The organism is Pseudomonas imperatae (assembly GCF_057128625.1).
Map to the genome: position 1 here is coordinate 359,370 of NZ_JBSKHP010000002.1, position 26,738 is coordinate 386,107.

Annotated in this window: 20 protein-coding genes and 1 tRNA gene; 2 read left to right on the forward strand and 19 right to left on the reverse strand. The window is 64.8% G+C overall.

Annotation, left to right across the window (positions count from 1 at the left end; translation table 11 throughout):
• Positions 1 to 4 precede the first annotated feature (4 nt).
• The 15 genes from ACWKWX_RS04335 to ACWKWX_RS04405 form a co-directional block, all read right to left on the reverse strand.
• Positions 5 to 1,327, reverse strand: coding sequence for a hypothetical protein (locus ACWKWX_RS04335; RefSeq protein ID WP_416427194.1), 1,323 nt, complete (start codon positions 1,325 to 1,327; stop codon positions 5 to 7).
• Positions 1,296 to 2,543, reverse strand: a complete 1,248-nt coding sequence (locus ACWKWX_RS04340) for a glycosyltransferase family 4 protein (RefSeq protein ID WP_416427193.1) — start codon at positions 2,541 to 2,543, stop codon at positions 1,296 to 1,298. Before ACWKWX_RS04340 ends, ACWKWX_RS04335 begins: the two co-directional genes overlap by 32 nt.
• On the reverse strand, positions 2,540 to 3,541 hold the full coding sequence (locus ACWKWX_RS04345; protein WP_473004685.1) for a glycosyltransferase: 1,002 nt from the start codon (positions 3,539 to 3,541) through the stop codon (positions 2,540 to 2,542). The genes ACWKWX_RS04340 and ACWKWX_RS04345 overlap by 4 nt, the downstream gene beginning before the upstream one ends.
• Positions 3,542 to 3,577: 36 nt before the next feature.
• Positions 3,578 to 4,090: a transcription/translation regulatory transformer protein RfaH gene (rfaH, locus tag ACWKWX_RS04350; protein WP_416427191.1), complete on the reverse strand. Its 513-nt coding sequence runs from the start codon at positions 4,088 to 4,090 to the stop codon at positions 3,578 to 3,580.
• A 70-nt stretch (positions 4,091 to 4,160) separates the two neighbouring features.
• Positions 4,161 to 6,371: a polysaccharide biosynthesis tyrosine autokinase gene (locus ACWKWX_RS04355; RefSeq protein WP_416427190.1), complete on the reverse strand. Its 2,211-nt coding sequence runs from the start codon at positions 6,369 to 6,371 to the stop codon at positions 4,161 to 4,163.
• Between the two features lie 2 nt (positions 6,372 to 6,373).
• Positions 6,374 to 6,820 carry a low molecular weight protein-tyrosine-phosphatase gene (locus ACWKWX_RS04360; protein ID WP_416427189.1) on the reverse strand — a complete coding sequence of 149 codons (447 nt, stop codon included), beginning with the start codon at positions 6,818 to 6,820 and terminating at the stop codon, positions 6,374 to 6,376.
• Between the two features lie 7 nt (positions 6,821 to 6,827).
• Positions 6,828 to 7,757 (reverse strand): glycosyltransferase family 2 protein, encoded by a 930-nt coding sequence (locus tag ACWKWX_RS04365; protein ID WP_416427188.1) that lies wholly within the window; start codon positions 7,755 to 7,757, stop codon positions 6,828 to 6,830.
• Positions 7,754 to 9,271, reverse strand: coding sequence for an oligosaccharide flippase family protein (locus tag ACWKWX_RS04370; protein ID WP_483827095.1), 1,518 nt, complete (start codon positions 9,269 to 9,271; stop codon positions 7,754 to 7,756). Before ACWKWX_RS04370 ends, ACWKWX_RS04365 begins: the two co-directional genes overlap by 4 nt.
• A gap of 5 nt (positions 9,272 to 9,276) precedes the next feature.
• Positions 9,277 to 10,392: a DegT/DnrJ/EryC1/StrS family aminotransferase gene (locus ACWKWX_RS04375; RefSeq protein WP_416427186.1), complete on the reverse strand. Its 1,116-nt coding sequence runs from the start codon at positions 10,390 to 10,392 to the stop codon at positions 9,277 to 9,279.
• 48 nt (positions 10,393 to 10,440) lie between these two features.
• Positions 10,441 to 11,211 (reverse strand): hypothetical protein, encoded by a 771-nt coding sequence (locus tag ACWKWX_RS04380; protein WP_416427185.1) that lies wholly within the window; start codon positions 11,209 to 11,211, stop codon positions 10,441 to 10,443.
• Between the two features lie 659 nt (positions 11,212 to 11,870).
• On the reverse strand, positions 11,871 to 12,671 hold the full coding sequence (locus tag ACWKWX_RS04385; protein ID WP_483827096.1) for a carbon-nitrogen hydrolase family protein: 801 nt from the start codon (positions 12,669 to 12,671) through the stop codon (positions 11,871 to 11,873).
• 10 nt (positions 12,672 to 12,681) lie between these two features.
• Positions 12,682 to 14,364, reverse strand: a complete 1,683-nt coding sequence (locus ACWKWX_RS04390; protein WP_483827097.1) for a flavin monoamine oxidase family protein — start codon at positions 14,362 to 14,364, stop codon at positions 12,682 to 12,684.
• A gap of 143 nt (positions 14,365 to 14,507) precedes the next feature.
• On the reverse strand, positions 14,508 to 14,969 hold the full coding sequence (locus ACWKWX_RS04395) for an Lrp/AsnC family transcriptional regulator (RefSeq protein WP_416427480.1): 462 nt from the start codon (positions 14,967 to 14,969) through the stop codon (positions 14,508 to 14,510).
• 273 nt (positions 14,970 to 15,242) lie between these two features.
• Positions 15,243 to 15,971, reverse strand: coding sequence for a CbtA family protein (locus ACWKWX_RS04400; protein ID WP_416427182.1), 729 nt, complete (start codon positions 15,969 to 15,971; stop codon positions 15,243 to 15,245).
• Between the two features lie 19 nt (positions 15,972 to 15,990).
• Complete coding sequence (locus ACWKWX_RS04405) at positions 15,991 to 16,203, reverse strand: CbtB domain-containing protein (protein ID WP_268147755.1); 213 nt, start codon at positions 16,201 to 16,203, stop codon at positions 15,991 to 15,993.
• A gap of 242 nt (positions 16,204 to 16,445) precedes the next feature.
• Between ACWKWX_RS04405 and ACWKWX_RS04410 the strand changes: the two genes are divergently transcribed.
• Both ACWKWX_RS04410 and ACWKWX_RS04415 read left to right on the forward strand, forming a co-directional pair.
• Entirely contained in the window at positions 16,446 to 17,600 is a 1,155-nt protein-coding gene (locus ACWKWX_RS04410; RefSeq protein ID WP_483827098.1) for an acyltransferase family protein, read from the forward strand.
• Between the two features lie 28 nt (positions 17,601 to 17,628).
• Positions 17,629 to 18,573 (forward strand): NAD-dependent epimerase/dehydratase family protein, encoded by a 945-nt coding sequence (locus tag ACWKWX_RS04415; protein ID WP_416427179.1) that lies wholly within the window; start codon positions 17,629 to 17,631, stop codon positions 18,571 to 18,573.
• Positions 18,574 to 18,627: 54 nt separating this feature from the next.
• Here ACWKWX_RS04415 and ACWKWX_RS04420 read toward each other — a convergent pair.
• From ACWKWX_RS04420 to dnaG, 4 genes are all read right to left on the reverse strand, one after another.
• A tRNA-Ile gene (locus ACWKWX_RS04420) sits at positions 18,628 to 18,704 on the reverse strand.
• 15 nt (positions 18,705 to 18,719) lie between these two features.
• Entirely contained in the window at positions 18,720 to 22,454 is a 3,735-nt protein-coding gene (locus ACWKWX_RS04425; RefSeq protein ID WP_483827099.1) for a bifunctional diguanylate cyclase/phosphodiesterase, read from the reverse strand.
• 165 nt (positions 22,455 to 22,619) lie between these two features.
• A complete protein-coding gene (gene rpoD, locus ACWKWX_RS04430) occupies positions 22,620 to 24,467 on the reverse strand; it encodes an RNA polymerase sigma factor RpoD (RefSeq protein WP_416427177.1) in 1,848 nt (615 codons plus the stop codon).
• Positions 24,468 to 24,534: 67 nt separating this feature from the next.
• Positions 24,535 to 26,517 carry a DNA primase gene (gene dnaG / locus ACWKWX_RS04435; protein WP_473004677.1) on the reverse strand — a complete coding sequence of 661 codons (1,983 nt, stop codon included), beginning with the start codon at positions 26,515 to 26,517 and terminating at the stop codon, positions 24,535 to 24,537.
• Positions 26,518 to 26,738: the final 221 nt, after the last annotated feature.

Below are 26,738 nucleotides of genomic sequence, written 5' to 3' on the forward strand. Positions count from 1 at the left end.
TCGCTCACAGGGCTCGCACGGGCAGGGCAAGGGCTGGGGGTCGGAGTCTGGGCAGCGGGTTGGCGCGACGGGCTGCGGCAGGCATGGCCTTGCGGCGCAGGGCCACCGACACCGCGAAGCCCAGGAACAGTGCGGCGACCGAGGCTTCGGGCACGTCGGTGGTCCAGCTGACCAGGGTCAGGCAGAAGCACACGCTGACCAGCGCCCTGGACAGGCGCGTGCTCTTGTCACGCAGGCCGATCATCAGCGCGATCATCAGGCAGTACACCACCAGGCCCGCGGCACCGAAGGTGGCCCACAGGTACAGCGCGCTGTTGTCGGCCACCACCGGCGCGCTGGCGCTGTAGATGGGGAAGGCGCTGGCAGTGCTGCCGACCATGCCGAAGCCTGCGCCCAGCCAGGTCCAGCCCTGGCTCCACTGGTTGAACACCAGGTTCGGCCAGGTGTTCATCAGGCGGTCGTAAAACGACGCCAGTACGCCGCTCTGGGCCGAATCGGCGTTGTTGTCGAAGGTCATCATCAGGCCCATCACCGGCAGGGCGATGCCCATGGCCACCACTACCGTGAAGATCACCCGGCAGGTCAGGCGGTGTTGCAGCAGGGGCAACATCAGCACGGTGCAGGCGTAGGCCACGGCGGTGGACTTGTTGGTGGTGAGGTAGATGGCCACCATGCAGGTGCCGAACATCAGCAGCTTGAGGATGTTGGAGCGCATGAAGGCGGTCAGGTACAGGCTGAAGACGGCGATCATCACCGACAGCACCGTGGACATGCGGGTGAAGCCGGCGATGCGGTCCACGCCGTTTTCATTCCAGCTCATGTTGGCGCTGACCTCGGTGTCGCCGATGCTGTAGCTGTAGCCCTTCCAGGGCACCGCGGTGTACTTGTCCAGGGCCAGGCCTGCCAGCGACGCCGCCAGGCACAGCAGTACCACCACCGCCAGCAGGCGCTTGCGGTGCTCCAGGTGCGTGCCGCACACCAGGGCGAACAGGAACGGGGCGTACATGTAGAAGGCGAAGCCGACGTTGTTCAGCGCTGCCCCGTGGAGCATGCCCAGCAGTGCCGCGCTGACCAACAGCAACAGGGTGATCCAGAAGCTGCGGCTGCCCTTGAACGTCAGCAGCTCCACGGCGAACAGCGCCAGGCAGGCGGCCTTGGGCAGGTACAGCAGCGCCGAGGCGCCGGCCTGGTCGAGGTAGAAGCGCAGGGCGCCGGAGAACGTCTCCACCACGATCAGGCTGATGGCCACCAGCACCACGATCAGCGACTTGCTGAGCGCGATGCGCGGTGCGCGGCTAGAGCGATTCGGAGGCAGGCTGGTTTGCATGATGGGCGCCTCGGTTCTGGTAAACCTGGAAGAACAGCTGTTGGTAACTGTCGAGCATGCGATCGATGTCCAGCAGGGGGGCCACGCTGGCCCGCGCCTGGCCGGCCAGTTGCCGGCGCAGCTCGGGCTGGCGGTACAGGCGCAGCATGGCCAGGCCCAGCGAGTCGGGCTCGTCGGGGTTGCACAGCAGGCCGTTGATGCCTTCGCGGATGATCTCCGGCAGGCCGCCGCGGTGGCTGGCGATCACCGGCACCGAGTGCGCGCAGGCTTCCACCGCGACCAGGCCGAAGGGCTCGTGCCACAGGGACGGCACCAGGGCGACGTCGATCTGCCGGTAGAAGCTCTCGGGCGACTGGTAGCCCACCAGGTGAATGTTCTCGGCATCGCCGATCAGCTGGCGCAGCTCGCGCTCGTAGTCCTGTTGCCCGCGCCCGGCGATCTGCAGGGTGGCGTTGAACGGCAGGCGCTTGAACTGCTCGATCATCCAGCGCACGCCCTTGTGGTCCGACAGCGTGCCCAGGAAGCCGAAGCGCAGCGGCTCGCTGTGGGCCAGGCGGCCCTTGGGCCAGTGCGGCATGACTTCTTCCACCCGCGGGCTGGCGTTGTAGATCACATGGGACGAGGCGTTGCGGAAGAACCGCGCGTTGTGCAGGCGGTCGAGCAGGAAGTGGCTGACGCCCACCACCGCGTCCACCTGCGCCGAACGTTCGGCGTGGCCCTGGCGCAAGGTCTGGCACAGGGTGCAGGGGCCGTTGCAGCATTGGCGCTTCTTGAACATCAGGCTGCCGGGGCACAGCAGGTACATGTCGTGCAGCACCTGCACGATCGGCACGTCGGCCTTGGCGATTTCATCCCACACCGCCACCGACCAGCCACCCAGGTTGTGGCACACCACCAGGTCGATGCTTTCCTGCTGCATCACCTGCCGCACATAGGCACGCATGCCCATGTTGTAGCGGTCGCGCAGGTGCCAGCCCAGGCGCGCCAGGGCGTTGGGGCGCTGGTCGCTGAAGTGCCAGTAGGTGTTGAGCACGCCGGCGCGGTACACCTTCACGCCCTTGACCTGGTCCTCGACCAGGCCGGCCGCGGCGCCGGTGGTCAGCACGCACACGCTCATGCCACGCCGGTGTAACCCTTCGACCGTGCGTTGCAGCACGATTTCAGCGCCGCCGCCAATGTTTGGCGAGTACAGGCTGGAAAGGAAGAGCACGTTCATAGCGGGAACAACTTGTTGAGGCCAAGGCGGCCGGCCTCGCCATCGGCGATGGCCTGCTGCAGCAGGGCGAAGCGGGCGTGGGTGCCACGGCGCCAGGCCACCAGGTGCAGCAGGGTCATGAATACGGCGCGGTTGAGGCTGTACATCCAGCCCCAGCGGGCCCACACGAACTTGTCGAACCAGGCCTGGTTGCGGGCGGTGTAGTAGGCGCGCAGGTCGGAATCGCCGAGCAGGAACGCCTCGTAGATGTTGCCGGTGCGGGCCTTGATGTTCCACGAGTGCTCCAGGTCTTCGAGCTGGGCGTCGGTGACCAGGAAAATGTGCCCGCCGCTGGCGGTGATGCGCCGGGTGTATTCGGTGTCGTCGGCGTACAGGATCATGTCGGTGCGCGGCAGGCCGATGTTCTCGTACATGGCGCGGTGGCCCAGCAGGCCGCCATAGGTGGCGAACGGCAGCTTCACCAGGCTGTGGTGCAGGCTGTCGGCGTGGGGCTTGCCCCAGGGCAGGCGCCGCCACAGCTTGTAGGGCAGCTGGGCGATGTGGAAGCCGAAGCAGCTGGAACGGTGCGGGAAGGCGAAGCGCCGTGGCACGCCGGCGGCGATGTCGGCCTGGTGGGTAGGGCGGAAGCCCTGCACGGCCACCTGGGCGCGGCCCAGCTTGCGCGAGCACTCGGCCAGGCGTTGATGCAGCAATTCGATGGCGCCGGGGGTTGGCGCGTTGTCGTCGTCCATCAGCCAGATGTATTCGGCGCCAGCCTGCAACGCGGCGTTGATGCCCACGGCGTAGCCGTTGGCCGAGCCGGTGTTGCTGGGCAGGTCGATGATCTGCACCTGGACGGGCCAGCGGCGCAGCAGTTGGCCCAGGTCGGCGCTGGCGGCGTTGTTGACCACGATCACCTGGGCGATCTCGGCGCAGGCCAGCGAGCGCTCAATCAGTGTTGTCAGGTAGTGAAGCCGGTCCCCGTAGGTCAGGGTGACCAGGGTGGTAGTCGCAAGCATGGCGGATCCCCCTCTTGTTGTTTGGCTGGCGCAGGTTCAGCAGGCTGGCAGGGCCACGCGCGACAGGCTGCTCTTGGGCAGGCTGACGCGCTGTTCGCGTTGCAGCAGGTTGAGCAGGATCACCGCCCGTTCCTGGCCGTCGTCGCTGAGGAAAATGGCCTGGATCTCGCTGTTGCCGGTGCGCACCATCACGGCCTCGCCCTGGTTGAAACTGGGCACCGGTTGCGGCGCGGCCAGGCGTTGGCGGATCTGCGCGATCAGGCTGGCGGGCACCGGGCAGGGCGCGCCGCCGAAGGCCACGATGCGGCAGACGCCACGGGTGGAGCGAATCGGGTACCAGCTGTCGCCTTCTTCCAGGCGAATGAACAGGTAACCGGGGAACAGCTCTTCCTCGACGGCCTTGCGTGCCTTGCGGGCGCTATCGGGGTTGGCCTTGAGCGGGCGAAAACACTCGAACTGCTGACGAATCAGGTGTTCTTCGGCACGACCTTCCTGGCGTGGCTTGGTCTGGATCAGGTACCAATTGGAACTGTCAGTGAAGTGGCTCATGGTGCTGTTCTCGCTTGCCCCCCGGCGGTGGCGCGGGGGGTGTCAAAGGCCTGGGGTCATGGCTGGCCGGTCACTTCTTGGAGGGGCCGTAGTTGTAGGCAGAGCAGTCGTATTCGGCCGTGGCGGCCTTGCGTTGGATGCCGTTGAAAATGGCGCCCTTGACCAGCACGCCGTTCTGCGCGAGGCGGCGCTTGGCGCTTTCCACTTCCTTGATCGAGCTTTTGCCGAAGCGCGCCACCAGCAGCGTGGTGCCCGCCTGGCGGCCCACCAGGGCAGCGTCGGTGACCGCCATGATCGGCGGGGTGTCGATGATCACCAGGTCGTACTTGGGCGACAGCTCGCGCAGCAGCTTGTGGAAGTTGTCGTGCATCAGCAGTTCGGACGGGTTAGGCGCCGCGAAGCCGCAGGAGATGAAGTGCAGGTTGTCCACCGCCGTGGCGTTGATCACCTCGCGATTGCTCAGGCGTGCGGCCAGGGCATCCGACAGGCCGTGGCGCGGTTGCAGGCCCAGCACTTTATGCAGGTAGCCCTTGCGCATGTCGGCGTCGATCAGCAGCACTTTCTTCCCGGTCTGGGCGATGATCACCGCCAGGTTGGCGCTGACGAACGACTTGCCCACCGCCGGGCTGGGGCTGGAGATCATCAGCACATTGTTGCGCGCCTCGAGCATGGCGAAGTGCAAGCTGGTGCGCAGGCTGCGCAGCGACTCGACCGCCAGTTCGGTGGGTTCTGCGACGCTCAGCAGCTTGGCGTCGGCGCCGCCGCTGCGTGGCTGGCGGCCCTTGTTCAGGCGTTCCTGCAGGCGCGACAGTGGCACTGAGGCGTACACCGGGATGCCCAGGTTCTCGATGTCGTCGGGGTTGACGATGCCGCGGTCGAAGGCCTGGCGAATGAAGATGATGGCCACGGCCACCAGCCCGCCCAGCAGCACCGAGAGCAGCACGATCAGCTTGCGCATCGGCTTCACCGGTTCTTCGACGTTGGCGTCGGCCTTGTCGATGATGCGCACGTTGCCGATGTTGCCGGCGCGGATGATGTCCTGTTCCTGGGTCTTGTTCAGCAGTTGGGTGTAGGTCTGGTTGGTGACCTGTTGCTCGCGGGTCAGGCGCAGCAGTTCCTGCTGGGTTTCAGGCAGCACGCGGACCTTGGCCTGCATGGCGGCTTTCTGTGCTTCCAGCTGGTTGATCTGGTTGGTCAGCGCCACCTGGGTGGGGTGCTGGCGGGTATACAGGCGGTCCAGGTCAGGGCGTTTGAGCTTGAGCTCGGAAATGGTGTTGTCCACCGACACCACCTGGTTGAGCAGGGCGGTGGTTTCCTGGCTGATGTCCACCGACTTGCTGCGCATCTGGTAGTCATGCAGGGCGTCTTCGGCCTTGGTCAGTTCGCCACGCACGATGGGCAGTTGCGAGCGCAGGAACTGCAGGCGCTGTTCGGCTTCGGCCGAGGTGCGCTGCATGTTCTGTTGCAGGTACAGGCGGCTGACGTCGTTGAGCACGGTGTTAGCCTGCACCGGATCAGGGTCTTCCAGCGACAGGTAGACGATGCCCGAGTCCTTGCCGGCTTCCACCACCTTCAGCTTGTTCTGGTAGGCCAGCTGGGTCACCAGGGCGCGGTTGCGCGCCAGGTTGAACTCGGTGCCCGGGCGGGCTTGCAGGGTGTCGACCTTCAGGCTGATATCGCCGGCGCTGGCCAGCACGCCGACCTGGCCCTTGAGCAGCAGGTTGTCGTCGCTGTCGAGCACGCGGTACTGACCGTTGTCACCGGCCACCAGGGTCATTTTCTTGCCCAGCAGGCTGTCCGGCACTTCGAGGGTGGACACGGCGATCTTCTCGCCACCCCAGGCGAAGCTGTCCAGGCCCAGCACTGGCGCGGCCACTGGCTGTTCTGCGGTTGGCTTGAAGTGACGGGCCATGTAGCCGCCGATGCCGGGTACCCGCTTGGGCTGCTGGACGATGTCCAGGTTCAGCTCGCTGACCACCTGGCCCAGCACCGAGCGCGAACGAATCAGTTCGATCTCGGCGGTGGCCTGGGACACGGCATTGGGCTTGGTGTTGATTTCCGGAGTGGCGTCCAGGCCCACGCGCTTGGGTTCGATCTGGATCATCACGTTGGCCTGGTAGATCGGCGTGGCCAGGATGGCGAACGCCAGGCCGGCCACGGCGAAGCTGCCGACCACGGAGGCGATCAGGCGCTTGTGGTCGAACAGGGTGCGCAGGATGGTGGCCAGGTCCAGCTGAGTATCCTGGTAGTACTCCAGTGAAGAGCGGCTCATTGCAGTCATTTTTATTGGTCCTCGATACTCAGGTAGGGCATCCAGTCATCGACGCAGCGCGACAAGTGCGTGTAGGTCTGCTGAAAGGCGTTCTTGGGGCGACGGTAGGGGTCGGCGATCTGCAGGTCGTTCTGCCACTTGCCGATCAGGAACGCCTTGCCCCGTACTTCGGGGGCCAGGCGTACAACGCGGTGCAGTTGTTCGTGTTCCATCAGCAGCACCAGGTCGGCCCAGTGCAGCAGTTCGGGGGTAACCTGGCAGGCGCGGTGGTCGCCGCCCTTGATGCGGTTCTGCTTGAGCACGGCCCGGGCCTCGACGTCCATGTGTGCGCCGTTGTGGGCCTGCACGCCCGCCGAATTCACGGCCAGGCGCCCGGCCACCCGGTGGCGCAGCAGCGCGGCGGCCATGGGGCTGCGGCAGATGTTGCCGACGCAGACAAACAGGACATTGCTGAACATGGCCGTCTCAGCCCCGCGCCGTGGACGCGGTGAGGCGCCGGAACAGGTTGACGCTGATGTTGCGGGCCATCAGCGCCAGGGCCAGCAGCTTCTTCACCGGCGAGATCGCCGACAGCGACAGCCCGAACACCTGCACCAGGCAGTGCTCGTACAGCGGCTGGTTGCCGATGCGGAAGTAGTAGTTGGCCAGCGCGCCGTAGGTGTTGAGGGTCATCTGCAGCTTTTTCTTGTCCGAGCGCATGGAGAACACGCCACCGCTGTGCACCCGGTAGGCCGCCGGGGCGATGTCACCCAGGTACTTGCCCTTGCCGTGGGCACCCAGCAGGCACCACCACACCAGGTCATTGAGCGGCGCGCCGCGCAGCTCGCGGGGCATGTCGTGCAGCACGTTGCGGAAGCAGGTGGTGAGGGTGGAAATGGGCCGGCCCTTCATCAGCTCCAGGCTGGTGGCGTCGCTCTGGCCCTTGCCTTGCAACTGGATGCCCTGCAGGCCCTGGTCGCTGAAGGCCATGGCGTCGTGGTAGGTCAGCACGTAGTCCAGGTGGGCTTCCAGGAAGTCGACCTGCTTCTGCAGCTTGAAGGGGTCGGTCCAGTAGTCGTCGCCCTCGCAGAAGGCGATGTACTTGCCGCGCGACAGGCGGAACAGCCCGGGGCAAGGGTGGTTGCCCTGCTGGTACTGGTTCTCGCTTTGCAGCAGCGCGCGGATGATGTTCGGGTAGCGCTTGGCGTACTCGCTGACGATGGCCGCGGTGCCGTCCGTGGAGCAGTCATCGTTGATGACGATCTCGAAGGGGAAATCGGTCTGCTGGGCCAGGAAGCTGTCCAGGGTCTGGGCCACGAAGCGCTCGTGGTTGTAGGTAGGGCAGACGATGCTCAGCAGCGGGTCGCGAGCAGGGCCCCAGTTTTTCATGATGTCGCTTTCGAGTCTGCTGTTCATCGTTGCGTGCTCGGTTTGTTGAAGATCAGGACCGCCCGTTGCAGCCAGGGCCGGTAGCTGCCGGCCACCAGCAGCAGGGTGACCAGCCCGCACAGGGCCAGGGCGAAGAAGGTCTGCAGGCGGTTGTCACCGACCAGGGCGCTGACCAGCGGTTGGGTCAGGGCCACGCCCAGGGCACTCATCAGGCTGATGCGCAGCACGTCCAGCAGCCACGACCGCTGGATGCCAGGGGCCAGGCGCCGGTGGATGAAGGCCGGCCACACCGCGAATGCCACCAGGCGCAGCACGAACCAGGCAATTGCGGCGCCCAGGGCGCCCTGGTAATGCACGGCCAGCATCAGCACCGGCACGGTGACCGCCACCGACACCAGGCTGTAGCGCAGGTGCAGGTGCATGCGGCCGTGGGCGTATTGCAGGTAGAACTGAAAACCGCTGAGGCAGAGGATGGCGCTGCCCAGCGCGTACCAGAACAGGATCGGTGCCACCCAGTTGGCGGCCTCGCGGTCGCCGCTCCAGGCGTAGATCAGCGCCCCGCCGTGCAGGGCCACCACCACGCCCAGGGGCACGATGAAGGTGGCGACGAAGCGGTGCGCGGCCAGGTACAGCTGCTGCATGTCGGCTTCGCGGCCCTGGGCCATCAGCGCGGTCATGCGTGGCAGCAGGGTCTGTACCAGCGGGTTGATCAGCATCAGGATGCCGGTGCTGACCAGCGCCACCAGCGAGAAGTAGCCGTAGTCCTTGAGGGACAGGGCCGACGACAGCAGCACCTTGTCCAGTTGCGTCAGCAGAATCCACAGCACCGCGGCGAGCGACAGGCTGGCGGCGAACGGCAGTACCGGCTTGACCAGCGCCCAATTGAAGCCGCTCGCCAGCCGTGGCGGTGGCAGGCGGCGCCAGGCCTTGGCGGCGAACAGCAGCGCTTCGAACACACCCACCGCCGCCTGGAAGACGAAGAACACCACCGGGTCCTGGGACACCCAGGCCACCAGCGCCAGGCCGCCGAAGTAGCGCAGGGTGGCGACCGCGACGTTGGCACCGTTGAGCCAGGCGTGCAGTTCCAGGCCTTGCAGGCCGCTCTTGTACAGGGTGGCGTAGAGCCGGCAGGCCACTTGCGGGCCCATCAGTGCCACGCACAACGCCAGGGTGTGCGGGGCCAGGTGCTGGGCGTTCAACCATTCGCCGGCGATCCACGGGCTGGCCAGCCAGGTGCCCAGCACGCACAGCAGCGCCAGTGGCAGGAAGATCAGCTCGAAGGAGCGCAACAGCCAGCCGGCCAGGTGCTGTTCACGGGCCGCGCCCTGATGGTGGGCGACCTCGCGCACCAGCGACGGCGACATGCCGGCGTCCAGCAGGGTCAGCCAGGCCTGCAGCACGGTGTAGAAACCGATCACCCCGTACACTTCGGCGCCCAGGTGGCGCAGGTAGAACGGCATGATCAGGATCCCCACCAGCAGCGCATAGGCCTGGCCCAGGTAGCTGATCGTGGTGTTGTGCACCACCGAGCGCTTGGTCATCGCCGTTATACCGCGTGGGCCAGCGACGCATCCTGCGGCTGCGCCTGGTCGCGCTGGCGCAGCAGGGTGTCGATGACCTGGTCCTGGGTGGCACGCTCCAGGCCCGGGTAGATCGGCAGGCACAGGATGCGCTGGCTCAGGCCGCGCGAGTGTGGCTGCGCGGCCTGGGGCTGCAGGTAGTCCAGGGTGTCCAGCGACGGGTAGAAGTAGCGCCGTGGGTTGATGCCCTGGGCCTGCAGCGCGTCGCGCACTGCCAGCGCCTCGGCCTGGTTCTGCAGGCCTACCGGGAAGTAGCTGTAGTTGATGTCGTTGTCGTCGTTGATGCCTTGCAGGTCGACGTGGCCGCGCAGCTTCTCCTCGTAGTAGTGGCCCATCTCGGCGCGCTGCTCGAAGATGTGCGCGATGTCGTCCAGCACGCACAGGCCCATGGCCGAGGAGAATTCGTTGAGCTTGGCGTTGGTGCCCAGGCCTTCGATGCGGTCCACGCCGGTGATGCCGAAGTTGCACAGCTTGCGGATTTCGCGCGCCAGGTCATCGTCCTGGGTGACGATGGCGCCGCCCTCGATGGTGTGGAACAGCTTGGTGGCGTGGAAGCTCAGGGTGCTGGCGTCGCCCCAGTTGAACACCGACTGCCCGGCGTGGCGCACGCCGAAGGCATGGGCGCCGTCGTACACCACCTTGAGGTTGCGGCGCTTGGCGATGGCGTCGATGCCTTCCACGTCGCAGGGGTTGCCGAACACGTGGGTGGCGACGATGGCGCTGGTGTCGGAGCCGATGCGCGACTCGATCTGCTCGGGGTCGATGTTCCAGGTGCGTGGGTCGATGTCGCCGAACACCGGGCGGATGCCTTCCCATTGCAGGGTGCTGCTGGTGGCCACGAAGCTGAACGGCGTGGTCACGGCGCTGCCGCTCAGGCCCAGGGCGCGGTAGGCCACTTGCAGGGCCAGGGTGCCGTTGTTGGTGAGGATCAGGTTGCGCACGCCCAGGAACTCTTTCAGGCGCTCTTCCAGCTCGCAGCACAGCGGGCCGTGGTTGGTCATCCAGTGCGAGGCGTAGATCAGGTCCACGTACGCCTTGAACTTGTCGATGTTGCCCAGATAGGACTTGGTCACGTTAATCATGGAATTCTCCCGGCAAGGGCCACCCAGGGTGGCAGCGTCAAGGCGTACTCAGGACAGTGGGGCATCGGTGCGCGCTACAACTTTGCGAGCGCGATGCTGGTTCAGCTTCAATATCAACCGCGTTACCAGGCTGCCGGCATGCGGGTCGCCAAAGTGGAATAACGCCGTGGCCCGGCGGAACGCCGGGTCACACGGTTGGTTGGCATGCAGAGAGCGATAACCCCAAAAGAAATACACGTTGCCGGGGACAACTCTCAATGTGCTTGGTTTTAGTATTTTTCGATCAATACAAGCACTTATGAACTTTCTGCAAAGTGCATTCTGGAATAATGTTTTTTCCAGTACATTTACCAATACCCATGAGCGCACCTTGCGCAGGTTGGGGAACAGGATCAGGTCGCCGCGCTCTTCGCCCTGGTCGGGGGTGAAGATGGGCACCAGCATGGTCACCAGGGTGGCGTCGTAGTGGAAGGCGTTGGATTCCTTGCGTCCGGTGCCGCCCTGCACGCACCGCAGCACCGGGAAGATCTCGTCGCTGGCAGCCTCGCGGCCGGTGCCCTGGGCGTGCAGGCGGGCCAGCATGGCCTTGAATTCCGGGGACTTGCCCAGCGCCGCCAGGGCACTGCCGGCCAGCGCCGGGTAGCCGTGGTAGGCGAAGTACTGGTTGTTGTGGCGCGCGGCCTGCTGCTCGACGTAGGCGCGCAGTTGGTTCAAGCCGTCCTCGGTCAAGGCGCCCTCCAGGGTGGCATGCCCCTGGGTGTTCATGTCATTGACCAAGCGGGCCGAGGTGGCTTCATCGATATGGATCAGTGGCGACATGGCAACAAACTCGCTGCGGTTTTTATTAGGAAGGTCGCGAAGGCGGGACAACGACGCTTTTATTGTTTTGCAACTTTCAGTGGGCAAAGCTACCGCCCGGTCCGACACTTACGGCCCACTCGAAAAACGTTTTATTTGGACAAAGCTACCGCCCGCTCGTGAAAACAAGCTTGTTGCACAGTGCGTTGTCAAAACCCATACGGACCCGCGAAAAGGCGAGTCAAGGCAATTAAGGTTAAGTGTTGGCAGGACTACACAAAGTACTTCAGGACTGCTGCCTGGCCGTACTCTTCGGTGCGGCTCTCCCACAACTTTTTGGCGGTGGGTGAAGAGATATATCGACCGTCTTCAACAGGCTGTCAATGGCTTTTGTCAAAAAATGCGCCCGGCCGGTAAAATCGGTGGTTAGGGCTGGTTAAGTTATTGATATGTATAGAGGTAGGAAAGTTGACGCTGGCGTTTTGCTGGCTTTTTCACCGATCCATGGCGCTTTGCCCTGTTTTCCCCAACTTCGGGGGGCGCCACCCGTGTATTTGCTGGGGGCGGCGTGCCATCTGGCTTGCAGGCCATTGGGGGCGGGCGCCAGCGACGGATTGTTTACCGACGCCAAAAAAACGAAAGCCCTCGGAATGAGGGCTGGGCACTTGGCGGTATATTGACTACTGCGCGCTGAGTGGACGGTACAACTCGGGGCGTCGATCCTGGCGATAATCATTGGCCTGGCGTGCATTTGACAATGCCTCTCTATCGAGCAACGCATGGCTCAGCGCCGGGCCTGCGCCGCCATCGGCCAGGCGTTTGCCATCGGGGCCAACGATGCTGCTCATGCCGCAATAGCGCAGGGAACCTTCGGCGCCACAGTAGTTGGCGTAGACCACGAAGCACTGGTTTTCGAACGCGCGGCTGCGCACTGTCACGTCGGCGATAAACTCGAATGGCAGCATATTGGCGGTGGGCACCAGTATCAGTTCGGCCCCGGCCAGAGCCAGTCTTCTGGCGTTCTCGGGGAATTCGATGTCGTAGCAGATCAATACGCCGACTCGCCAGCCGTCCAGGTCCACCACCGGGTAGTGGTCGCCACCAGGGCTGAACAGGGCACGGTCGAGTTCACCGAACAGATGGGTCTTGCGGTAATTGAGCCGGCTGTTGCCGCGCCCGTCGAACAACTGCACGCTGTTGTACAGCTGGCCATCGGCGCCTCGCTCCGGGTAGCCGTAGGCGATGGCCATGCCATGTGCCTCGGCGATGCCAGCGACCACATGGGCCGACGGGCCGTTGGCAGCTTCAGCCAGGCGTTGCACCGCGGCCACGCCGATGTCGTAGCCGGTCAGGAACATCTCCGGGAATACCAGCAGCTCCACGCCCAGCGCCTTGGCGGCGCGCACCTGGGCCTGCAGGCGGGCCAGGTTGTCGATCACGGCCAGCGGCTGCGGCGTGCATTGGCACAAGGCTACATGCATGGGGCGCTCCTTATTCGGCGAGGGCGATGGGGCCGATTTCATTGAATACGTCGCCCGGCCCCGGATTGTCCGCGTGGCAGTGGCCGCCGAAGTGTTTCATGATGCCCCACACCGCATTGAGCGAAGTCTGCACCGCGCCTTCCACCCACGCCGGGGTCCAGGACACGTCGTCGCCGGCGATGAAAATGCCCCGGTGCTCGTCCGCCATGTCCTGCTGCATGAAGTGCGCGTACATCCGCTGGTTGTAGCGGTAGTGGCCGGGCAGCGCGCCCTTGAACGCGCCGAGGAAGTGCGGGTCGGCTTCCCAGGAGACGGTGATGGGGTCGCCGATGATATGCCCGGCGATGTCGACGTCAGGGTAGATTTTCTTCAGGGCGTCCAGCGCCAGCTTCACGCGTTTTTCCACCGGGTGCGGGAGCATCTTCAGCGCATCGCTCATCCACGAGTACGACAGGCAGATCACCCCCGGTTTGTCGTCGCCGTGGTCGAACAGGTAGGTGCCGCGGGTGAGGCGGTCGGTCAGGGTCATGCTCATCAGGTCGCGGCCGGTCTCCGGGTGCTTGTCCTTCCAGAACGGCCGGTCGACCATCACGAAGGTTTTTGACGCCTGCATGTAGCGGGTGCGGTCCAGGGCCATCCACATCTTCTGCGAGAACAGCGACTCCTCGCACTCGATCTGCGTGGTCAGCAGCCAGCTCTGGCAGGTGGCAAGCACTGCGGCGTAATGGCGGGTGTCGCCCCAGTTGTCGGTGACGGCGAAGCGGCCGTCCGGGTCGCGGGCAATCTTCTTCACCCCCGAGCGTGGCGCGCCGTGGTGCAACGAGCTGAGGCTGGTACCGGCGGGCCAGTGCGCGCATTTGTCCGGCACATGGCGCCAGATGCCCAGGGGCACCTGCTCGACGCCGCCCACCACCAGGTGCTGGTGGTCGTCGCAGTTGGTCATCACCACGCGGAAGATTTCCAGCATCGAGTTGGGGAAGTCGGAGTCCCAGCCGCCGGTGCCGAAGCCCACCTGGCCGAACACCTCGCGGTGGTGGAAGGACAGCTTGGCGAACGCCTTGGAGGTGGCGACGAAGTCATAGAAGGTGCGGTCGTCCCACAGCGGTACCAGCGTGTTCCACAGGCTTTTCAGGCGCGGCACGTCGCGGTCGCGGATGGCCTGCTGGATCTCGCTGAACTGCGAGCCGGCCTCCAGGGCGTCGGCCCAGGCGTCGGCGACCTCCTGGAACAGCGCTGGCAGGTCGGCGATGCTGCGGGCGTAGTGGGTCTGGCCCTCGAGGTCGATGACGGTGCTGCCGGAGGCGGCGGTCAGCGGGTTGGGGAACGGACGGGTTTCCAGCCCCAGCTTGTCGACGTAGTGGTAGAACGCCGTGGAGGACACCGGAAAGCGCATGCCACCCAGTTCGGCAACGATGCCCTGGGTGCCCTCGAACGTTTGCGAGCGCAGCCGGCCGCCCATTTTCGAGGCCTCGTACAGCACCGGCTTGAGGCCCAGCTTCATCAATTCGTAGGCCGCCACCAGCCCGGCGATGCCCGCACCGACAATGGCCACCTCGGCGCCGTGGTGCTCGGCGGGAATCACACCCAGGCCGGCCGGGTGCTCGATCCAGTCGTCGAAGGCGAAGGGAAAGTCCGGGCCGAAGATGGTGATCGGCTTCTTGCCGTCGGCGGGGTGGCGGTTGTGCTGAGTCATGGTCGACCTTATGGGCGGCTACTGAGCGGATCTTTCAGTATAGGAAAGGGATGCCAGCCATTTTAGGGAGCGGTCGTGTCGTAATTAAGGCGCAGATTGTCGTCGTAATGACGTGATTCGCTGCAATATGACGAAAGCCTTGATCAGACTGGTTGCCCGCGGTCGACCTTGCTGCTGAGAATGATCGACGTAGTGGTTTTTTCCACCCCGTCGACGCTGCCGATCTGATCGAGCAATTGATCCAGTTGCTCCGGCGAGTCGGTGCGCAGCCAGGCCACGTAGTCGAACTCGCCACTCACCGCGCACAGCTGTTGCACCTGGCCCATGGCGCTGAGGCGGCGCACCACCTCCTTGCCCGAACGCGGCTGCACGGTGATGCCCACGTAGGCCTGCAGGCCGCCATCGGCGAGGCGTTGGCCCAGGCGCACGCCGTAGCCGGTGATGACCTTGCCTTTCTCCAGGCGCGCCAGGCGCGAGGTCACCGTGGTGCGGGCGATGCCCAGCTGGCGAGCGAGCACGGCCACGCTTTCGCGGGCGTTGATCTGCAGGGCGGCGATCAGCTTGCGGTCGATTTCGTCGAGGGGGAGGGTGCGTAGGTCGGTCATGTTGTAGTGGCGGATATGCCATCCATACTGGCTTGAATGACGCCCTAATCGGCTCATTTTGTGAGCCGATTAAGTCAGCTAATCGGCTCACTGTCCAGATTGCACTCCGTAGCCGCTGCCGGCAGGCTGCGCTGGCCATGTCGTACGCTGGAGAGCTTGCGTCGAGGCTTAGGGCCGGCGCAGCCTGCGGCAGCGGCTACGGGGAGGTAGCCGGGCGAGACTGCAGGCATAAAAAAACCGCGCCGGAGCGCGGTTCTCTTCGAGCAGCGTGGATCAGGCGTGGGCAAAGCGCGCCTTGGGTTGCAGCAACCGCTCCGCCACCGGCCCGAACACCAGGCCGACGGTGGTCCACAGCACCAGCTGGATGCCCAGCGACGAGGTGCGGAATTTCCACAGCACGTCGGCCGAGAAGTTCGCCGGCACTTCGTTGATGGTGGGGAACAGCGCACCGGCCACGGCCATGATCACCAGGTACAGGGCCACGCCGGCGATGGCGCCAGCCCACACGCCAGAGGTGGCGATGACCTTGCGCGCGGCGTTGACGGCGATGACCGCGGCCACCACCGATACCAGCAGCATCATGAAGAAGACCTGGGTGCGCAGCCCGATGGTGTCGGGGTTGCCTACCGACGGCGGGTTGGCCGGGTATTTGATTTCCGGCACCAGGATCAGCACCACGAAGGCCGCCAGGGCCAGCAGCGCCGACAGGCCACGCGGGCCGACCTTGCCGATGCGGCCCAGGGAGTAGGCGAACACCAGGGCGAAGATGCCACCCAGGGAAACGCTGTAGGCCACCACGCCGGTCAGCAGGCCGAAGGTGCTCTGCACCTCGCGGCTGACCAGCTCGGGTTCCTCGGCGTCGCCGTGCATGTGCGCCATGCCTTCTTCGAAGGCGATGGCACGGTCAACCTGGGGTTCACCGAATATTTTTGCAAAACCGAAGGCGAGGATGCCGGCCAACAGACCGACGAGCATGCCCCTGACGAGTAAACGACCAGTCATGTGAAACACCTCGAAGGGATCAGTGGCAGGGGAAGCCCAGCAGGTGGCGACCGTCGTGCACGAACTCGTGGACGTACATGCCCTTGAACAGCGCGGTGGCGCCTTGTTCAGCGCCAACGAAGTAGATTGCCAGCATCAGCAGCAGGCCGCCGAAGATCGCCCAGGGCAGGATCTCACCCAGGGGAATGGTCGGAATCGAGATGTCGGTTTGCGAAGTAGTGCTATAGGCCATGATTACCTCAGGGATTACGCGTCCCGGTTACGGTGGATAGGTCGAAAAAAGGTCTGGCTTACGGCATGGTGCCGACTACAGTGGCGCGACCGCGGCGGTTTTTGACCGTCTTCTTTTTTCGAAACACATTGATACAGCTGCGTCAGTGTACCTGTTTGCCCGATGAACGTCGTGAAGATTGGCCGCGCGAGGCAGGCCTGAGCGGCTACGCTTGGCTTGCAGGTTCCACATGGGGCGCAGCCATGCAAGGCGCAAACAGGTTCCAGGCGCTGGACAGCTTTCGCGGCCTGTTCGCGCTGGCGGTGGTGACGTACCACATCGGCTTGCCGGGCAGCTTCACCGAACTGGAGTTTTTCCGCAACGCCGACCTGTTCGTGGAATTTTTCTTCGTGCTTAGCGGCTTTGTGCTGGCCCACGCCTACGGCAGCAAGGACCGCGTGGACTTCAGCCGTTTCTTCATCACCCGCTCGTTGCGCCTGTTCCCGCTGCACTGGGTGATGCTGCTGGTGTTCATCGTGCTGGAGGTGGGCAAGGCGATTGCCTGGCGCAAGGGGCTCGCGTTCAACTCGAAGCCGTTCAGCGGGGCCACCGCGCTCTCGGAAATATTGCCCAACGCCCTGCTGGTCCAGTCGTGGACCGGCTTTACCGAAGCGCTGTCGTTCAACTATCCGGCCTGGAGCATCAGCATCGAGTACTACCTGTACATGGTGTTCCTGGCGGCGTTGTTGCTGCGCGGCAGCGCGCGGCTGTGGGGCTGGGCAGCCATCGCCGCGCTGGCCGCGCTGGCGCTGTACCTGGAACTCGGCGGGCTGACGCCAAAGGCCCTGCGTGGGCTGTTGTGCTTCTTCGGAGGGGCGTTGGCCTACATGGCCTACCGCCGGCTGAGCACGCGGATCCGCGCCGGTTTTGCCTGCTTCACCGGGCTTGAATTGTTGTCCGTGGCCTTGGTGGTGGCGTTACTCATCTCCAGCCTCGACAACAAAATGCCGCTGGCCCGCGTGCTGTTCTGCGCGGTGGTGGTTGTGTATGCGTTTGACGGTGGTGCCGTTTCCCGACTGTTGCAGGGGCGGGTCTTTCATTTGATCGGGAAGATTTCCTACTCCATCTACATGACCCACGCGGCAGTGTGGTTCTGCGTGGTGTCCTGCTTCATGGTGCTGCAGAAGCTCACCGGCACGCCGTTCGCCCCGTTCATTGGCCCCAAGCGCTACGTGGACACCGGCAGCGTGTTGCTCAACAACCTGCTGGCAGTGGCGGTGCTGCTGATGGTGGTAGGGCTGTCCTTGCTCACGTATCGCTACGTGGAACTGAAGGGCCAGCAACTGGGCGCACGGTTGGCGCAGCGGGCCCCCAGCAAGGGCGTCACCGAGGTGGGGGTGCAGGAACGTGGATCATGATTTTCAATCAACAGGTTTCAGGAGCGCCATGAACATACTCGTCACGGGGGCCACCGGCTTCCTCGGCCAGGCGGTCTGCGAGGCCTTGGCAGCGCAGCACGACAACCAGGTGCTGGGCACCAGCCGTTCGGCGGGCGCAGGGCCCGTGCCGCTGGTTGCCGTGGGTGATATCGCCGCTGCAACCGACTGGTCCGGCGCGTTGCAGGGCATCGAGGTGGTGGTGCACATCGCCGCGCGCCTCAACTTGCAGGGCGACACCAGTCCCGACCCGTTGGCCGAATACCGCCGCACCAACCTCGAAGGCACCCTGGCCCTGGCGCGCCAGGCGCTGGCAGCCGGCGTGCGAAGGCTGATCTTCATCAGTTCGGTAGGGGTCAATGGCTCCTTCACCACCGGCACGCCCTTTGACGAAACCTCGGTACCGGTGCCGGACGGCGACTACGCCATTTCCAAGTTCGAAGCCGAGGAGGGCCTGCGGGCGCTGGCGCAGGGCACGACCATGGACGTGGTCATCATCCGCCCGCCGCTGATCTACGCCGCCCACGCCCGGCGCAACTTCCCGCGGCTGTTGAAGCTGGTGGACTCCGGCCTGCCGCTGCCGTTTGCGGCGGTGGACAACCGCCGCAGCATGGTGGCCCTGGAGAACCTGGTGGACTTCATCGTGCTGTGCACCCGCCACCCGGCGGCGGGCAACCAGCTGTTCCTGATATCCGATGGCGAGGATGCCTCCACGGCGCAGATCGTCCGCTACCTGGCCGCCAGCATGGGCCGCTCGCCCCGGCTGGTGCCGGTGCCCGATGGGCTGATGCGGTGGGGGGCCAGGCTGGCGGGCAAGCAGAACATGTACACCACCTTGTGTGCCTCGCTGCAGGTAGATTCGGGCAAGGCGCGGCGATTGTTGGGCTGGGTGCCCCCGTTGACGCTGGAGCAGGCGCTGCACAAGACGGGCAGGGCGTATAAGCAGCTGGGCTGAAAAGCGTTGGCCTGAAACGCAAAAAGCCGCGCAGATGCGCGGCTTTTTCGTAGGTGGTGGGCCCAGCAGGACTCGAACCTGCGACCAAGGGATTATGAGTCCCCTGCTCTAACCAACTGAGCTATAGGCCCCCAGTAGGTCGCGGATTATAACGACGGTTTCGCGCCAGTGCCATCCGAAAAGTCACAAAGACGCATACGAAGAAACCGCGCGGCGAATTCGTCGGCGTTCAGGGGCAGGCTGTAGATGAAGCCCTGGATCTGTTCACAGCCCTCGCGGGCCAGGAATTGTTGCTGGGCGTCGTTCTCCACGCCCTCGGCGATCACGGTCAGTTGCATGCTGCGGCCCAGGGCAATGATCGCCCGCACGATGGCGGCGTCATGGGGGTCGGCGGGCAGGCCGCGGACGAAGGACTGGTCGATCTTGAGGATGTCCAGGGGCAGGCGCTTGAGGTAGCTGAGCGAGGAGTAGCCGGTGCCGAAGTCATCGATGGCCAGCTGCACGCCCAGGCGCTTGAGGTCGTGCAGCACCGCCAGGGCTTCCTCCGCCTGGCTCATGATGAAGTTCTCGGTGATCTCCAGCTGCAGGCAGCCGGGGGCCAGGTGGTGCTGGCGCAGCAGCTGGTCGATGCGCTTGAGCAGGTTGGGCTGGCGCAGCTGGCCGCCGGCGAGGTTGACCGACAGCGGCCCGAAGCCGTCGTACAGCTGCTGCCAGGCGTGCAGCTGGCGGCAGGCCTGGTCCAGCACCCAGTCGCCGAGCTGCAGGATCATGCCGTTCTCTTCGGCCAGGGGGATGAAGCGTTCGGGTGGCACGTCACCAAAGGTGGGGTGCGCCCAGCGAATCAGCGCCTCGGCGCCGACCAGGCTGTGGTCGTGCACGCTGAACTTGGGCTGGTAGGCCAGGCTCAGTTCGCCGCGCTCGACGGCCCGGCGCAGTTCATGCTCCAGCGCGACCCGCTCGCTGGCCTGGGCGGTGAGGTCGCGGGTGTAGGACTCGACGCGGTTGCGGCCCTTGGCCTTGGAGCGATACATGGCGGCGTCGGCGTTCTTGATCAGCGTGGGCACGTCGGTGCCGTCCTGGGGGTAGAGGCTGGTGCCGATGCTGGCGCTGGTGAAGAACTCGTGCTCGCCCGCCTGGAACGGCGCGGCGAAGCAGGCCAGTAGTTTGTTGGCGATGTGCTCGGCGTCTGCCGCCTGCTGCAAGCCGGGCAGCAGGATGATGAACTCGTCGCCGCCCAGGCGCGCCACGGTGTCGATGTCGCGCACCTGTTCCTTGAGGCGCTGGGCGATGCCTTTGAGCAGCAGGTCGCCCACCGGGTGGCCGAGGCTGTCGTTGATGTGCTTGAAACGGTCCAGGTCGAGGAACAGCACGGCGCCCTGGCCGCTGACGTCGTGCTCGCGGTTGAGCGAGGCCTGCAGGCGGCTCTCGAACAGGGTGCGGTTGGGCAGGCCGGTGAGCGGGTCGTGGTGGGCCTGGTAGTCGAGGCGGGCCTGGGCGTGCTTGAGGCTGGAAATATCGGCGAACACGGCGACGAAATGGGTCAGCGCCGAGTCGGGGTTGCGCACGGCGCTGATGGTCAGCCAGCAGGGGTAGAGCTCGCCGTTCTTGCGCCGGTTGTGGATCTCGCCCTGCCAATGGCCCTCGGCGGTCAGGCGGTGCCACATGGCGACGTAGAAGGCGCTGTCGTGCTGGCCCGAGGCGAGCAGGGTAGGGGTGGCGCCCAGGGCTTCGCTTTCGCTGTAGCCGGTGATCTCGGTGAAGGCGCGGTTCACTGCGGTGATGCGCTGGCGGGTGTCGGTGATCAGCACGCCCTCGGCAGTGCTCTCGAACACGGTGGCGGCCAGTTGCAGCTTTTCCTGCATCAGGTGGCGGTCGGTGATGTCGCGGGCGATGGTCAGCATGCACGGCTCGCCGCCGATGGGCAGCGGGCTGGTGGACACCTCGCAGAGGCGAATGGCGCCGTCGCTGCGGCGCATCAGGCAGCCGAAGTCGCGCACGAAACCGTCGCGTTCGAGGATGTCGAGCAGGCGCTTGCGCTCGTTAAGGTCCACCCACAGGCCCAGGTCGAGCGTGGAGTGGTCGATGGACACATGGTTGGCGTAGCCACTGATGCGGGTGAAGCCTTCGTTCACCTCCAGCAGCACGCCGTCGCGCTGGCGGGTCAGCAGCATGCCATCGGGCGAGGCGTGAAAGGCCTTGGCGAACTTTTCCTCGCTGATCTGCAGCTGCTTCTGGGTTTCCTTCAGCTGGCTGATGTCGCGCACCACCACCACCAGCGCCGGGATGGTGTCCAACTCGAAGGGTTCGGCGGAGATCAAGCCGGTGAACATGTCGCCGTTGCTGCGCCGGAACGGCATTTCCAGGTTGCGGATGCTGCCGGCCTGCAGGCGCTGCAGCAGGCCCGGGCCAGCGCCGTCGATGCCCCAGATGTTCAGGTCGGTGGCGGTGCGCCCCACCACGTCGGTGGCGTACAGGCCGATCTGCTCCTCGAAGGCCTTGTTCACCTCCAGCAGGCAGCCATCGCTGAGGCGCGCGATCACCAGGATGTCGGGGCACTGGCGGAACACCGAGGCGAATTTCTGCTCCGACTGGCGCAGGGCTTCCTCGGTGCGCTTCATCTCGCTGATGTCGATCATCAGGCCGCGCATCACCGGCTGGTGGCCCTGGCGGATCATGCTGACGATATCGCGCACCCACAGGTGGCGGCCGTCCGCCGTGACCACGCGGTAGTCGACCACGTGATCATGGCCGGCCTCGGTCTCGCGGGTGCAGTAGGTCTCGGCCCCGGCGGCATCGGCGGGGTGCAGGATGCTGCGCCAGAAGCCCGGTTTCAGCCAGTCCGTCAGCGGGTAGCCCAGCAGCGCCTCGGCGTGGGGCGATACATAGCTGTAGGTGAAATCGCTGGTGCGCGCCTCCCAGGCAATGGCCGACAGGCTTTCCACCAGCCCGCGGTAATGATATTCGCTGGCGCGCAGCTCCTGTTCCAGGGCTACCCGCCGTGAGATCTCGGAGCTCAGGCGGCGGTTGATGCGGATGACGATGGCCAGCACGGCGAGGATAAGCAGCAGCGCGGGCAGGCCGTAGGTGAGGTAGTCGCGCCACAGGGTGCGGTGGTCGATGACCTGGCCCACCCAACGCTCCTGGATCTGGTTGAGTTGCGCCGGGGTCAGGCTGGCCAGGGCCTTGTCGAGAATGCCCACGAGGATTTTCTCGTCCGCCGGCACGCCCATGGCCAACTGGTAGCGGTAGGGCGTCTCGCCGCTGACGTAGATACCCTGCAATTTCAACTGCCGCAGGCTCCAGACGCTGGACGCCAGGTCGCCCACCACCGCGTCCACCTGGCCCGTGGCCAAGGCTTCGAGGGCCGAGCTGACGTTGGGCTGCGGGTCGAGGTTGAGGTCCGGGTGGTGGGTGCGCAACAGTTCGTGGGGGGCGTAGTTCTCCACCACGGCTACCTTCAGGCCGTAGAGATCGGTCAGGTTGCGCGGTTGGGCGCCGTTCTTGCGCGCCAGGATGACGATGGGGAAATCCAGGTAGGGGCGGGTGAACGCCATGTAGGTCTGGCGGTCGGGCGTGGACATCACGCCCGGCAGCAGGTCCACCTGGCCTTTCTGCGCCAGGTGCAGCACTTCGGTCCAGCTGGTGGGTTCGATGGGGGTGAGCTTGACGTCCAACGCCTGCTGCACCAGGTGGATGTAGTCGGCAGCCAGGCCCTGGTAAAGGCCGCTGGCATCACGAAACTCGAACGGTGGCCACGACGCATCCACGCCCAGGCGCAACTCGGGATGGTCCTTGAGCCAGGCCCGTTCCTGATCGGTCAGGGTCAGGGCATCGGCTGTTGCTGTCCAACACAGCAGGAGCAGCAATAGCAGCACGCGCATGTGGGCCTCGTTGCACCGGGAAAGGTTCTTCGAGTGTAGACGGCAGATGAGCGAGTGCGGAGTTGTGGGAGCTGGCTTGCCAGCGAGCCTTATGGGGGCCAAAAAGCTCGCTGGCAAGCCAGCTCCCACAATGCAGAACCCCCGGCAGGGCCGGGGGTTCTGGTGTTACTCGTCGAGGAAGGAGCGCAGGTGCTCGCTTCTCGTCGGGTGGCGCAGCTTGCGCAGCGCCTTGGCTTCGATCTGACGAATCCGCTCACGGGTTACATCGAACTGCTTGCCGACCTCTTCCAGCGTGTGGTCGGTATTCATGTCGATGCCGAAACGCATGCGCAGCACCTTGGCTTCGCGTGCGGTCAGGCCGCCGAGCACTTCGCGGGTGGCTTCCTTCAGACTTTCCACGGTCGCCACGTCGATCGGCGATTGCATGGTGGAGTCTTCGATGAAATCGCCCAGATGCGAGTCTTCGTCGTCACCGATCGGGGTTTCCATGGAGATCGGCTCTTTGGCGATCTTCAGCACCTTGCGGATCTTGTCCTCAGGCATTTCCATGCGTTCGCCCAGCTCTTCCGGGGTCGGTTCGCGACCCATTTCCTGCAGCATCTGCCGGGAAATACGGTTGAGCTTGTTGATCGTCTCGATCATGTGCACCGGAATACGGATGGTGCGCGCCTGGTCGGCGATCGAGCGGGTAATGGCCTGACGGATCCACCAGGTGGCGTACGTCGAGAACTTGTACCCGCGACGGTATTCGAACTTGTCCACCGCCTTCATCAGGCCGATGTTGCCTTCCTGGATCAGGTCGAGGAACTGCAGGCCACGGTTGGTGTACTTCTTGGCGATCGAGATCACCAGACGCAGGTTGGCCTCAACCATCTCTTTCTTCGCGCGGCGGGCCTTGGCCTCACCGATCGACATGCGACGGTTGATGTCCTTGATTTCGACGATGGTCAGACCGGTTTCGGTCTCCAGGTCGACCAGCTTCTGCTGGCAGCGCACGATGTCGGCGTTCAGGCGGCCCAGTGCTTCGGCCCACTTGGTGCTGCGCTTGGCCAGGTCACCGGCCCAGGTCATGTCGACTTCGTTGCTGGGGAACAGGCGCAGGAAGTCGGCACGCGGCATGCGAGCGTCACGCACGCACAGCTGCATGATGGCACGCTCTTGCTGACGCAGGCGGTCCAGGGCACCACGAACGCGCTCTACCAGCACTTCGAACTGCTTTGGCACCAGCTTGATCGGCATGAACAGCTCGGACAGGGCCAGCATCTCGGCGATGCCTTGCTTGCTGTCGCGACCGTGCTTCTTCAACGCCTTCAGGGTGATGTCCAACTGCTCGGACACGGCACCGAAACGCTGGGCGGCCACGACTGGGTCCGGACCGCTTTCGGCCTCTTCCTCGTCGTCGCTGCCTTCGCTTTCTTCGTCTTCGTCGTCAGACTCGGCCTTGGCAGGCGCCTTGGTGTCGATCGGCGGCGGGACTTCGGCCGGCGGCGCGATGCCGTCATCCGGGTCGATGTAGCCGCTCAGAACGTCGGACAGGCGGCCACCTTCGCTGGTGACGCGATCGTATTCGCCGAGGATGTAGTCGACCGTGCCAGGGAAGTGCGCAATTGCGCCCATCACTTCACGGATACCTTCCTCGATGCGCTTGGCGATTTCGATTTCGCCTTCGCGGGTCAGAAGCTCTACCGTACCCATTTCGCGCATGTACATGCGCACCGGGTCGGTGGTGCGACCGATGTCGGTCTCCACGGCAGCCAGCGCCGCGGCAGCTTCTTCAGCTGCGGCTTCGTCGGTATCGGCTTCGGCCAACAAAAGGGCATCCGCATCCGGAGCACTCTCGAATACGTTGATCCCCATGTCGTTGATCATGCGGATGATGTCTTCCACCTGCTCCGGATCTGAAATATCCTCTGGCAGGTGGTCGTTGACCTCCGCGTAAGTCAGGTAGCCCTGCTCACGACCGCGGGTGATCAACTCTTTGATGCGAGACTGCTGTTGCGCTTTTCCGGACATAACACCCTATCCACTGAAGGTCTTGGCGGGCAAAAAACAAGCCGAGGATTATACCCGAGCTAGGACCTCACGCGCCAGTTGAGGTCGGGGTTTGTGCGTGAACATTGCGAGTTAACAGCTCGCGCAGCTGATTTTTCTCTTCTGCGCTCAATTCACTTTGACGAGCTTTCCTGAGCAGATGTTCCAGGCAGCGCTCGCGTTGGCGAGCGGACAAGCTAGTAATGGTGTCGAAAAACTGTTGTTCAAGGTTATCGGCATCAATCAGCCACTCTTTCTCGGCCAATGCGCGCAGCAGCTTGCCCTGCTCGGTGCCGTGCCAACGCGCGATCAACTGTAGAGAGCGTAGCTTAGGATTCTTTTGCAGGGCTTCGAGCAGGGCCACCAACAGCTGGGCGTAGACGTGCTCTTCGTCGGCAAAGTGGCTGGCGTTCTCCACCTTCTCGGCCAGCTGCGGGTGGTGCAGCAGGGTGCGCAGGGCGCTGAGGGTGGGCGGTTCCACCGAAGTCGGCACGCGTGGCGGCACCCGGGGCTCGAAATTGCGACCGCCCTTGCCCTTCCAGTCCTTGTTGCCTTTCCAGTCTTTCTTGCCGCCGCCCTTGTTGGGTGTCCAGGCCTGCTGCTGTTGCGGCTGGAACTCCTGGGGCGCGTGCTGGGCGTGGAAATCGCCGTAGTCGGGGCTGTAGTCGGGGACCGAGTCGTAGTCGAAGCCCGGGTCGTAGCTGGGTGGCGGGGCCTCGGCCGGGGCGCTCTGGGCCATCTGCTTGACGGCTTCGCCACTCAGGCCGGTGATTTCACCGAGGCGGTTGCGCATCAACTGGCGCAGGTTGGCGCCGGCCACCTTGTCGATCAGCGGCGCTGCCAGGGTGACCATGTGCGCCTTGCCTTCCAGCGAGCGCGGGTCGGCTTCCTCGGTCAGCTGCTGGAAGAAATAGTCGGCCAGCGGCTGGGCGTGCTGGTTGATGCGCGCCTTGAAGGCGTCGGTGCCTTCGGCGCGCACCAGGGTGTCCGGGTCTTCGCCCTCGGGCAGGAACAGGAAGCGCGCCTTGCGGCCGTCCTGTAGGCTCGGCAGGGCAGCTTCCAGGGCGCGCCAGGCGGCGTTGCGGCCGGCCTGGTCGCCGTCGAAGCAGAACAGCACGCTGGGTACCACGCGGAACAGACGCTTGAGGTGCTCCTCGCTGGTGGCCGTGCCCAGGGTCGCCACGGCGTTGCGCAGGCCCTGCTGGGCCAGGGCAATGACGTCCATGTAGCCCTCGACCACGATGATCTCGTCGAGGTTGCGGTTGTGCTTGCGTGCCTCGTACAGGCCATACAGCTCCTGGCCCTTGTGGAACACCGGGGTTTCCGGGGAGTTGAGGTACTTGGGCTTGTCGTCGCCCAGCACCCGGCCGCCGAAGGCGATCACCCGGCCGCGGCTGTCGCGGATGGGGAACATTACCCGGTCGCGGAAGCGGTCGTAGCGCTTGCCGGAGTCGGCGTTCTCGATCAGCAGGCCGGCGTCGATCATCACCTTCTGCTGCAGGGTGTCGCTGGCCAGGTGCTTGAACAGGTTGTCCCAGCCCGGCGGGGCGAAGCCCAGGCCGAAGTCGCGGGCGATTTCACCCGACAGCCCGCGGCCCTTGAGGTAGTCCACGGCGGCGCGGCGCGCCGGGTGGCCCTTGAGCGCCTGGCGATAGAACTCGGCGGCGGCGGTCAGCAGCGGGTAAAGCGGCGAGTCGGTAGGCTGCCGGGGCTTGTGGCCGCGCCCGCCTTCTTCGCGGGGCACCTCCATGCCGGCGGCCTTGGCCAGTTCCTCCACGGCCTGGGGGAAGTCCAGGTTGTCGTGGTCCATGATGAAGCCGAGGGCGTTGCCGCCGGCGCCGCAGCCGAAGCAGTAGTAGAACTGCTTGTCGGGGCTGACGGTGAAGGAGGGGGTCTTTTCCTTGTGGAACGGGCAGCAGGCAGAATAATTCTTGCCGGCCTTTTTCATCTGGATGCGCGAAGTCACCACGTCGACGATGTCGGTGCGGTTCAGAAGGTCGTCAATGAAGCCCTGGGGAATCAGCCCGGCCATGGTTCTCTCATCATCAGGCTAGGAAGCATTGCTGGAGTGTAACTGCGCCCCGGTCGTGGTGCCGGTATCGCCTTCCTGTTTGTTTGTCGGAAACGGCGTCGCATCCGATCAGCCGGGGCTGGTGTCGAAGCGGGACGTTGAAAACAGGAAAAAGGGGGTGTGCTCGTCTGCAGCCCGTGAAGGCTCGTCAGTTCTGACGTGCACGCTGGCGATGAGGCCAG

Bases quoted from the DNA above. Each gene is read 5' to 3' on its own strand.
- ACWKWX_RS04340 (WP_416427193.1), bottom strand. From the start codon at position 2,543: ATGAACGTGCTCTTCCTTTCCAGCCTGTACTCGCCAAACATTGGCGGC.
- ACWKWX_RS04410 (WP_483827098.1), top strand. From the start codon at position 16,446: ATGCAAGGCGCAAACAGGTTCCAGGCGCTGGACAGCTTTCGCGGCCTG.
- ACWKWX_RS04370 (WP_483827095.1), bottom strand. From the start codon at position 9,271: ATGACCAAGCGCTCGGTGGTGCACAACACCACGATCAGCTACCTGGGC.
- ACWKWX_RS04405 (WP_268147755.1), bottom strand. From the start codon at position 16,203: ATGGCCTATAGCACTACTTCGCAAACCGACATCTCGATTCCGACCATT.
- ACWKWX_RS04355 (WP_416427190.1), bottom strand. From the start codon at position 6,371: ATGACTGCAATGAGCCGCTCTTCACTGGAGTACTACCAGGATACTCAG.
- rpoD (WP_416427177.1), bottom strand. From the start codon at position 24,467: ATGTCCGGAAAAGCGCAACAGCAGTCTCGCATCAAAGAGTTGATCACC.
- rfaH (WP_416427191.1), bottom strand. From the start codon at position 4,090: ATGAGCCACTTCACTGACAGTTCCAATTGGTACCTGATCCAGACCAAG.
- dnaG (WP_473004677.1), bottom strand. From the start codon at position 26,517: ATGGCCGGGCTGATTCCCCAGGGCTTCATTGACGACCTTCTGAACCGC.
- ACWKWX_RS04395 (WP_416427480.1), bottom strand. From the start codon at position 14,969: ATGACCGACCTACGCACCCTCCCCCTCGACGAAATCGACCGCAAGCTG.
- ACWKWX_RS04380 (WP_416427185.1), bottom strand. From the start codon at position 11,211: ATGTCGCCACTGATCCATATCGATGAAGCCACCTCGGCCCGCTTGGTC.
- ACWKWX_RS04385 (WP_483827096.1), bottom strand. From the start codon at position 12,671: ATGCATGTAGCCTTGTGCCAATGCACGCCGCAGCCGCTGGCCGTGATC.
- ACWKWX_RS04390 (WP_483827097.1), bottom strand. From the start codon at position 14,364: ATGACTCAGCACAACCGCCACCCCGCCGACGGCAAGAAGCCGATCACC.
- ACWKWX_RS04415 (WP_416427179.1), top strand. From the start codon at position 17,629: ATGAACATACTCGTCACGGGGGCCACCGGCTTCCTCGGCCAGGCGGTC.
- ACWKWX_RS04345 (WP_473004685.1), bottom strand. From the start codon at position 3,541: ATGCTTGCGACTACCACCCTGGTCACCCTGACCTACGGGGACCGGCTT.
- ACWKWX_RS04400 (WP_416427182.1), bottom strand. From the start codon at position 15,971: ATGACTGGTCGTTTACTCGTCAGGGGCATGCTCGTCGGTCTGTTGGCC.
- ACWKWX_RS04425 (WP_483827099.1), bottom strand. From the start codon at position 22,454: ATGCGCGTGCTGCTATTGCTGCTCCTGCTGTGTTGGACAGCAACAGCC.
- ACWKWX_RS04335 (WP_416427194.1), bottom strand. From the start codon at position 1,327: ATGCAAACCAGCCTGCCTCCGAATCGCTCTAGCCGCGCACCGCGCATC.
- ACWKWX_RS04365 (WP_416427188.1), bottom strand. From the start codon at position 7,757: ATGAACAGCAGACTCGAAAGCGACATCATGAAAAACTGGGGCCCTGCT.
- ACWKWX_RS04360 (WP_416427189.1), bottom strand. From the start codon at position 6,820: ATGTTCAGCAATGTCCTGTTTGTCTGCGTCGGCAACATCTGCCGCAGC.
- ACWKWX_RS04375 (WP_416427186.1), bottom strand. From the start codon at position 10,392: ATGATTAACGTGACCAAGTCCTATCTGGGCAACATCGACAAGTTCAAG.